Annotated in this window: 10 protein-coding genes; 7 read left to right on the top strand and 3 right to left on the bottom strand. The window is 59.9% G+C overall.

Annotated features, from left to right (window positions below):
* The first annotated feature begins 3 nt into the window (after positions 1 to 3).
* From BMZ40_RS16095 to BMZ40_RS16110, 4 genes are all read left to right on the top strand, one after another.
* Positions 4 to 870 (top strand): DMT family transporter, encoded by an 867-nt coding sequence (locus BMZ40_RS16095; protein ID WP_092378217.1) that lies wholly within the window; start codon positions 4 to 6, stop codon positions 868 to 870.
* Between the two features lie 304 nt (positions 871 to 1,174).
* Positions 1,175 to 1,552, top strand: coding sequence for a CGGC domain-containing protein (locus BMZ40_RS16100; RefSeq protein ID WP_092378220.1), 378 nt, complete (start codon positions 1,175 to 1,177; stop codon positions 1,550 to 1,552).
* Positions 1,553 to 1,569: 17 nt separating this feature from the next.
* Positions 1,570 to 2,010 (top strand): iron-sulfur cluster assembly scaffold protein, encoded by a 441-nt coding sequence (locus BMZ40_RS16105; RefSeq protein WP_092378222.1) that lies wholly within the window; start codon positions 1,570 to 1,572, stop codon positions 2,008 to 2,010.
* Positions 2,011 to 2,061: 51 nt separating this feature from the next.
* Positions 2,062 to 2,361 (top strand): DUF5320 domain-containing protein, encoded by a 300-nt coding sequence (locus BMZ40_RS16110; protein WP_092378225.1) that lies wholly within the window; start codon positions 2,062 to 2,064, stop codon positions 2,359 to 2,361.
* Between the two features lie 81 nt (positions 2,362 to 2,442).
* On the opposite strand, the gene BMZ40_RS16115 is transcribed toward BMZ40_RS16110, so the two are convergent.
* Positions 2,443 to 3,642: a methyltransferase domain-containing protein gene (locus tag BMZ40_RS16115; protein WP_092378228.1), complete on the bottom strand. Its 1,200-nt coding sequence runs from the start codon at positions 3,640 to 3,642 to the stop codon at positions 2,443 to 2,445.
* Between the two features lie 110 nt (positions 3,643 to 3,752).
* Here BMZ40_RS16115 and BMZ40_RS16120 point away from each other — a divergent pair, with 110 nt between their 5' ends.
* Both BMZ40_RS16120 and BMZ40_RS16125 read left to right on the top strand, forming a co-directional pair.
* Complete coding sequence (locus BMZ40_RS16120) at positions 3,753 to 4,034, top strand: type II toxin-antitoxin system RelE/ParE family toxin (protein WP_092378231.1); 282 nt, start codon at positions 3,753 to 3,755, stop codon at positions 4,032 to 4,034.
* A gap of 14 nt (positions 4,035 to 4,048) precedes the next feature.
* Positions 4,049 to 4,351: a HigA family addiction module antitoxin gene (locus tag BMZ40_RS16125; protein ID WP_092378240.1), complete on the top strand. Its 303-nt coding sequence runs from the start codon at positions 4,049 to 4,051 to the stop codon at positions 4,349 to 4,351.
* 71 nt (positions 4,352 to 4,422) lie between these two features.
* Here BMZ40_RS16125 and BMZ40_RS16130 read toward each other — a convergent pair whose 3' ends face one another.
* Entirely contained in the window at positions 4,423 to 4,617 is a 195-nt protein-coding gene (locus BMZ40_RS16130) for a ferredoxin (protein ID WP_092378234.1), read from the bottom strand.
* Positions 4,614 to 5,768 (bottom strand): pyridoxal phosphate-dependent aminotransferase, encoded by a 1,155-nt coding sequence (locus BMZ40_RS16135; protein ID WP_092378237.1) that lies wholly within the window; start codon positions 5,766 to 5,768, stop codon positions 4,614 to 4,616. The genes BMZ40_RS16130 and BMZ40_RS16135 overlap by 4 nt, the downstream gene beginning before the upstream one ends.
* Before the next feature lie 228 nt (positions 5,769 to 5,996).
* Here BMZ40_RS16135 and tnpA point away from each other — a divergent pair.
* Positions 5,997 to 6,232: IS66 family insertion sequence element accessory protein TnpA (tnpA, locus tag BMZ40_RS19820; RefSeq protein ID WP_425429368.1), on the top strand; the 236-nt coding region annotated here is incomplete at its 3' end.

The following is a 6,232-nucleotide window of genomic DNA, read 5'->3' on the forward strand; positions in this document are numbered from 1 at the left end:
CCCATGGACACCACCGGCATCACCCTGGCCATCCTCTCGGCCCTGTTCATGGGCACCATCGGCGTCTTCTCCAGAATCACCGAACTGCCCGCCGAAACCATCACCTTTTTCCGCCTCCTGCTCGGAGCCGGATTCCTGGCCATCTTCCTCCTGGCCACCCGCCAGGCCGGGACGCTCAGACGCTGGCCGACCTGGCCCGTGATCGTCAACGGGGCGCTCCTGGCCGGGTTCATCATCTTCTACGTGCAGGCCATGAACCTGACCTCCATGGCCAACGCCATCATGCTCGTCTATTTGGCCCCGGTCGCGGCATCGATCTTCGCGCATTGTTTCATGAGGGAGCGGCTCAATCTCGCAGGCTGGATTCTCATCGGCCTGGCTATGCTCGGCTTCGCGGCCATGATGGAATTCAGGCTCGATTTCGCGGACGGCTCGAACCATGCGGCGGGCCTGGGCCTGGCAGCCCTGGCCATGCTCTGCTACGCGAGCTTCATCCTCATGAACCGCCGCATCCGGCCCCACGTCCCGGTCATGACCCGCGCCTTTTATCAACTTCTGGTCGGGGCCCTGGTCATGCTGCCCTTCTTCCTGCACACCCGGCCCGAAATCACCCCAGTAAACGGACTCTGGCTCCTGGCCACGGGCCTGATCCCAGGCTTCCTGGCCATCACCTTCGCCGTGGCGGCCCTAAGCCGCCTGCCCGCCGCCACCTTTGGCACCCTGGCCTATTTCGAACCCCTGGCCGTGGTCTTCTTCGGCTGGTCCCTGTTCGGAGAAAACCTGTCCGGCCTGCAACTGGCAGGCTGCGCCACCATTATGGGCACCGGCTGCGCCAAGGCCCTGATCGCGAGCCGGACAGGCTCATCCTGACCACACGGGCCTGCGACCCGGACTGTCGGCGCAAGAGAGTTGCGACAGCGCTACTGTAATTTCTTTCCTGGGTTGCGGCATCGCCCCGCAGACCTCGCGTAATCTCCCTTAAAATCCCCGCGATCTCTGATGCAACCGGGCATTGCAGCGTGTTTTCAAGGCAGCGTCGCGATGGCATCAGTGTTGCTTTGCATGAATTGACCAAGAACAAAGGTGGCCCGGTCCGCCCAAAAATGTCGAGCTTGATGTATCAATCCAAGCGGCCCTCGCGGCTGCATCCGTCCAATCGTCACATGGAGGAACAATGTCCAAAATAGGCCTCATCCGTTGCGAAAAAAATGAAGCAAAATGCCCTCTGACCTCCTGTTTCAAGGCGCTCTCCTCCGCTGCGGAAGGCTTTGCGGGCTGCGAGGAGCCGGAAATCGCGGGCGTTTTCACCTGTCGATGTCCGGGAGAAAACGTGGCAGACATGGCCAGGATACTCAAAAGCAAGGGCGCTGAACGCGTCCACTTCTGCACCTGCCTGTTCTCGCGCAAGGAGAAGGATGGCTGGGCGCTGGGAGACGGCTTTTGCGAGGATGTGGACCGGCTCGTCCACCAGGCCGCCGATGCGGCTGGAATCCCCTGCGTCAAGGGCACTGCGCACCTGCCGCATGGATATGTTCCGGAAGTGATCGAATAAACACAGAAGGGGTTTTCATGGGCGACGATCTGGACCGCATCATTGAGGCCATGCAAAACACGATAAACGAAGACACGCGCGCGGCCTGGGGCGAGGAAGCCTACGAGCGCTGGGTCAACCCGCCCAACATGGGCTCCATGCCCGACGCCGACGGCACGGCGGAACTACGCGGCACCTGCGGCGACAGCATGGTCATCTCGCTCAGATTCGACGGGGATCGGGTCGGCGCGGCATCCTTTGAAACGGACGGCTGCGGCCCGAGTGTGGTCTGCGGTTCCCTTGCGGCGGAGATGGCCGTGGGCAAGACAGCCGAAGAGCTTTTCGACATCAGCGGCGAGATGGTCCTGGCCCGGGCCGGACAGATCCCCCAGGACCATCACCACTGTGCCTTTCTGGCCGTCTCGACGCTGCACGAGGCACTCGGCAGATACATGCGCCTCGCCCTTGAGAAAAAATGACGGACAATTTTCACACAACTGCTCCCGTAAAAAACGGGAAGGAGGTCTGCGATGCCAGCTGGTAACGGAACGGGACCCATGGGCATGGGCTCCATGACAGGACGCGGAGCCGGATATTGTTCCGGTTCAGGGACGCCGGGTTACGCGAACGGCGGAGGATTTGGCGGCGGTGGATTCGGATTCGGCGGCGGCAGAGGCCGCGGACGTCGCTTTTTCGCGGCAGGGCCGCAGGGTCGCTTCGGGCGGCAGGAAGCCTTTGACCCGGCCACCGAACAGACGCTCAAAGATCAGGTCAAAGCCCTGCAGTCCCAACTGGAAGCCATTCAGCAACGTCTGGAAGAAATGAAATAGCCGGACAACCGGGCACAAGAGAATGGCCGCTTCCCTCGGGGTCGCGGCCATTCATTTTTGTTCAATGGTTCCAAGCGGCCATCACTGCTTCACGGCCCACACCGCATGCACGGGGTCGGAATGCTGGATCATGGGATAGTAGCGATCCCGGGCATCCATGGGCCGGGGCCAGCCACGATCCGAAAGGGTGAACACGTCCTTGAAACCGCCGCCGAGACGGAAGTACTCCGAGACCAGGGCCACGCGCTCGTACTCATGCAGCTCGGTCCAGATGCGCACGGCCTGGTCCGGGAACCATCGATGCGAAAAGACCATGACGCACAGTCCGCCTGCTTCCAGCACCCGCGCGATCTCGGCGAAGACCTCAAGAGGCCTCGTCAGGTATTCCACGGACAGGCTGCAAACCACGGCGTCAAAGGCACCATCCGCGAAAGGCAGTTTCGGGTCGGCATTGAGGTCATGAACCACGTGGGACGACAGGGCCGGATTTTCGCTCATCTCCTCAGCGTTCATGCCCAGACCCGTGGCCCTGACACCACCGGGCAGATGCGACTCCCATCCAGCCATGAGATCAAGAATCCTCTCCCGACCGGGCAAAAGACGCGAGTACACCTTGGCAATGTTCTCGCGCGACTGACTGTCCACGTGCGGGACCTTGCGCGGCGTAGCGTAGAATTCCGCGTCGCCGACACCCAGCGGCTTTTCCAGAGGCACGCCGAGGCCAAAATCCGTCCCTCTGTCCGTCTTGCGCTTCAGTCCCGGCCCGTCGGTCAGGGCGCAAAGCCAATCCTTGCACTGCCCGCCGAACTCCGCCTGCTTGGGCCACACCGCAAGAGGGGTGATCTCAAGCCGCGCCTCCACGTCAGCCAGCGGATGATTGAGATCGACGGTCAGCGTGTCGGCGCCGGTGTTTATGACACGAAAGGGCTGGATGTTCTGCGGGTAGATGCCGGGCAAGCCGCGCAGCACACCCTGAGGATAGAATCGCCCCTGCAACGGCTCGATGGAGGCTTCCCCAACGGGGGCCTTGAATGCCTTGCGAGGCACGGTCATGACCTTCCTCATGTCCCGCACCGGCACATGCACGCCGGGCTGCAGATCGACAAGACGGGATTCCCCTTCCGTCATTCCCAGAATCTGTTTTTCAAGCCCGGCAGGAAAAACATCCCGCCACAGGTTCACGTTCTGAGCGTAAAAACTGTCCTCATGGCCAACGCCATGCTCCTCCCAGTGCAGACGGAACTGGATGTTGGCCAGGGTATCGGTCGAAATGGCGGTCATGGCTGCCTCCGGTTGTATTCACAAATAAATGACAAAATTTATCAATAAGAAACCTGGCCCGGCAGTCAAGCGGAGTTGCCAATATGAACGCCAAGCGTTATTAGTGATGCATGATCGTCTCATTTGCCTGCAAGGAAACCGACAAACTCTTCCGTGAGCGAACATCGCGAAAAATTCCCCCTGACATTCACCGGGTTTCCTTCCGCAAGCTGCTGCAATTGCATGCAGCGGTCGATCTGAACTTTCTTCGCGTGCCCCCGGGCAATCGACTCGAAAGCCTGTCAGGGGACCGGTCCGGACAACACAGCATACGCATCAACGATCAATGGCGCATCTGTTTCACATGGCGCGACGGTAATGCGCATGATGTGGAAATCGTGGATTATCATTAATGGAGCAAAGCACCATGACACACCTGATTCCTGATCCCATTCATCCCGGAGAAATTCTGCTGGAGGATTTCATGAAACCCCTGGCCATCACCCAATACGCCCTGGCCAAGGCCATCAGCGTTCCTCCTCGCCGCATCAATGAAATCGTGCACGGGAAAAGAGCCATCAGCGCGGACACGGCGCTCAGGCTCGGTCGCTATTTTGGAGTTGATCCGCAGTCGTGGATGAACCTGCAATCACACTATGAACTTGAAGTCGCGGCACAAAATCTTGGAGAAAAACTGGAACGCGAAGTCAACCCGCGAAGCGCCGCCTGAACACGGCATGCTTGCAAAGTATAAGGGCGCCCCGAATGGAGCGCCCTTTTTCACTTCTTTCTCAATGCCATCTATTCAATAATCTCAATGCAGTCGTCCGGACAGTAGGACACGACCTTGCGGGCCAGATCCTCTTCGCAGGGGTTCTGCAAAATCACGGCTACATGGGCGTCCTCGTCGTAGGCGAAGATCTCCGGCGCCAGCTCCACGCAGGCCAGGCATCCGGAACAGCACGGCCCGTTCAGGGCCACTTCGACCATGTTCATTTCAGGCCTCCCAGATATTTTTCAAGACGGCGCATGCCCTCTTCGATGTTCTCGATGGAGTTGGCGTAGGAAAAACGGATGTAGCCCTCGCCGCCAGGTCCGAAGTCCACGCCCGGGGCCACGCCCACGCCGGCCCTCTCCAGCAGATCGAAGGTGAACTGCATGGAATCGTTCGTGAATTTCTTGGCGTTGGCGAACACGTAAAACGCGCCCGTGGGCTCGACCCGAATGCCGAAGCCAAGCTCGCGCAGCCTGGCGATCATGTACGTGCGGCGCTGATCGTAGATGGCCTTCATGCGCTCCACGTCCGGGCCGGCCTGGGTCAGGGCGGCAACGCCCGCCCACTGGGCGATGGAGCTGGTGCACAGGAAGAAATTCTGCTGCATGGTCTGCAGGCGCTTCATGTAGCCCTTGGGGGCGATGACATACCCGAGCCTCCAGCCGGTCATGGCGTAGAGCTTGGAAAAGCCGTTGAAGACGAAGCAGTTGTCCGTGAATTCAAGAGCGGTGTGCTCCTGCCCCTCATAGACAAGCCCGTGGTAGATCTCGTCGGAAAAAAGCGGCACGCCGAGCTCGGCCAGACCGCGATACACCTCGGGGCTGACCAGCGTCCCGGTCGGGTTGGACGGGGAGTTGACCAGGATGCCGCGCACGTCGTCGTTCATGCGAGCCTTGACCTGATCGACGCGGAACTGGAACCCGTCTTCCTCGCGCACGGGCACGAAATCGGCCACCGCACCGGTGAAACGGATGAAATTGGGATAGCAGGCATAGCTTGGGTCCGAGAGCAGGACCCGATCGCCGGGCTGCAACAGGAGCGAAAAGGCCAGCAGCATGGACGGCGAGGTGCCCGAGGTGACAAGCACCTGGTCGGGATGGACCTCGACGCCGTATCTGGCATGGTAGTTGGCGCAGATGGCTTCGCGCAGCTCGATGATGCCCAGGGAATGGGTATATTGGCAGCGGCCGTCGCGGATGGCCTTGCAGGCGGCGTCCTTGACGCACTCGGGCGTGTCGAAGTCGGGCTCGCCGATCTGCAGATGCACGATGTCCCGGCCCTCTTTCTCCAGCGCGCAGGCCCGCTCCAGCACGTCCATGACCTTGAAGGAACTCAGGTCCTGGCAGCATGGGTTGATGCGGCATTCGTTCATAAAAATCCCCCTCGCAATTCGTGATAGTGGCGGCTTATACCGCTTCGCGGCAAAGCTCAAATTCTTCCATCCGGACTAGGCGACAATTTTGTGGAAGCGGGAACGTTTTTTCCGGTTTACCTCCAAACCGGCCACCAGTATTTACGCTTTCCGTAAGCGCTCACAGGTCCGCATCTATCCATAAATTTTTCATGTGAGATAATGGGCCTCCAATTCAAGGAGGTCTTCATGAAAACTCAGTTTGCACAGAATCGCGCGGCTCGCTGGATGGCGCATGTCCAGCAATGGCGGGAGAGTGGCCTCGGTAAGACCCGATACTGCCGCGAAAATGGTTTGGCTTTGAGCACGTTCCGATACTGGATAACAAAGTCCCGACCATCTTCTGGCGGCGAATCCGCCGCAATTCCCGCTCTTGTGGCGCTGCCGTTTACGTTCGCCTCGAAAGCCCCGTCTATTGGCCTCAT

The sequence above is a fragment of the Desulfomicrobium apsheronum genome (assembly GCF_900114115.1).
GTDB lineage: Bacteria > Desulfobacterota > Desulfovibrionia > Desulfovibrionales > Desulfomicrobiaceae > Desulfomicrobium > Desulfomicrobium apsheronum.

Bases quoted from the DNA above. Each gene is read 5' to 3' on its own strand.
- BMZ40_RS16095 (WP_092378217.1), top strand. From the start codon at position 4: ATGGACACCACCGGCATCACCCTGGCCATCCTCTCGGCCCTGTTCATG.
- BMZ40_RS16100 (WP_092378220.1), top strand. From the start codon at position 1,175: ATGTCCAAAATAGGCCTCATCCGTTGCGAAAAAAATGAAGCAAAATGC.
- BMZ40_RS16105 (WP_092378222.1), top strand. From the start codon at position 1,570: ATGGGCGACGATCTGGACCGCATCATTGAGGCCATGCAAAACACGATA.
- BMZ40_RS16110 (WP_092378225.1), top strand. From the start codon at position 2,062: ATGCCAGCTGGTAACGGAACGGGACCCATGGGCATGGGCTCCATGACA.
- BMZ40_RS16115 (WP_092378228.1), bottom strand. From the start codon at position 3,642: ATGACCGCCATTTCGACCGATACCCTGGCCAACATCCAGTTCCGTCTG.
- BMZ40_RS16120 (WP_092378231.1), top strand. From the start codon at position 3,753: ATGATCGTCTCATTTGCCTGCAAGGAAACCGACAAACTCTTCCGTGAG.
- BMZ40_RS16125 (WP_092378240.1), top strand. From the start codon at position 4,049: ATGACACACCTGATTCCTGATCCCATTCATCCCGGAGAAATTCTGCTG.
- BMZ40_RS16130 (WP_092378234.1), bottom strand. From the start codon at position 4,617: ATGAACATGGTCGAAGTGGCCCTGAACGGGCCGTGCTGTTCCGGATGC.
- BMZ40_RS16135 (WP_092378237.1), bottom strand. From the start codon at position 5,768: ATGAACGAATGCCGCATCAACCCATGCTGCCAGGACCTGAGTTCCTTC.